This window comes from Mediterraneibacter agrestimuris, from assembly GCF_943193195.1.
GTDB classification, from domain to species: domain Bacteria; phylum Bacillota; class Clostridia; order Lachnospirales; family Lachnospiraceae; genus Schaedlerella; species Schaedlerella agrestimuris.
In genome coordinates this window covers 1-1,216 of sequence record NZ_CALPDG010000113.1, presented here as the reverse complement: position 1 = coordinate 1,216, position 1,216 = coordinate 1, and the positions used below count along the sequence as shown (strand labels likewise).

Here is a 1,216-nt window from a genome sequence, read left to right as displayed (position 1 = left end):
AAGTTGCGATTTATGTCCACACAGTTGCAGCGGGAGCATAAAAGAAAGCGGTGGTTCTATGCAGGATATGAGTTACAAATATTATGCTGACCAATATGGGGGTAACACAATACCGGAAGAACAGTTTAGATATGTAATGCAAAAGGCAGAGATGCACCTGCATACATTTACTTTTGACCAGTTGAGGGGTGAACCATTCGACAATATTGTAAAGAATTGTCTCTGCGATATGGCAGAGACAATCTATAAGGTTGAAAGACAGCGTGACGGGGGTATGAAGAAATCTGAGAATACGGACGGGTATTCGGTATCCTACGTGACAGAGGCTGTGGATGGTCAGGACCAACAGGAAGTATTGCGGAGGAAGCTTTACGGCATCACAGAGTGCTATCTGATGAACACCGGACTTTTATATCAGGGGGTGGAGTAATGCTGACGAATACAGATATTACAATTTTCAATAAGTTTCCAGATAAACAGTCTAAGAAACTCGTGTATATTCCGCACTATATAGACGCTGTCTGGTTTCATACGGATCAGAAATCCGACATTGAAAACGGCGGTCTGAAAAGCGTGGATGTACATAAAATCCGTATACCGTATGAGAAATGTGAGAATTGGATTTCAGGAGTGGACTTTCAGAAGAAAAATAGTATCTCAGATGAGTGGACGGTCCAGAACGGTGACTTTTTTGTGGCTGGGAAATGGGACGGGGGTAATGCAACCAGTATTGAAGAAATACGAAGATGTACCTCTGGGATTTCCGGGAAGGTATTAAACCACTCCGAGAACTTTCATGGAGGGTCGAAACATATACGGATAGGGGGTGGTGCGTAGTGGGGACAAGAATCAGACTTGAGATGGATTCGACAGACAAGATTCTGCTAAAAAGAAGCCTTAACGAAAACGGAAAGGGACAGCGTTTTTTCACCAATGAAGTAAGGAGGCTGTCTGACCCATATGTTCCGAAACGGACTGGCGTTTTGAAAAACACGGCATCTGCAACGGAAAAAAAGATCGTATACAACACCCCGTATGCGAGGAGACAGTATTACGAGCATAAAGGAAAAGGAAAGCGCGGACCGCACTGGACGGAAAGAATGTGGGCAGACCGCGGTAAGGAGATTGTCCGGTCTGTTGCTGCTTTTTGTGGAGGTAAGGCAAAATGAGTGTGGCTGTAAAAGTGAAGGAGTTTATAGAAACATGCCCTTTCTTG

At 44.2% G+C, this 1,216-nt stretch carries 3 protein-coding genes; all 3 read left to right on the top strand.

Annotated features, from left to right (window positions below; all coding sequences use genetic code 11):
- Positions 1-430: head-tail connector protein (locus tag NFS18_RS19290; protein ID WP_251393191.1), on the top strand; the 430-nt coding region annotated here is incomplete at its 5' end.
- Entirely contained in the window at positions 430-837 is a 408-nt protein-coding gene (locus NFS18_RS19285; RefSeq protein ID WP_251393190.1) for a DUF6751 family protein, read from the top strand. The genes NFS18_RS19290 and NFS18_RS19285, both read left to right, overlap by 1 nt.
- A complete protein-coding gene (locus tag NFS18_RS19280; RefSeq protein ID WP_251393189.1) occupies positions 837-1,169 on the top strand; it encodes a minor capsid protein in 333 nt (110 codons plus the stop codon). Before NFS18_RS19285 ends, NFS18_RS19280 begins: the two co-directional genes overlap by 1 nt.
- The last annotated feature ends 47 nt before the right edge of the window (positions 1,170-1,216 follow it).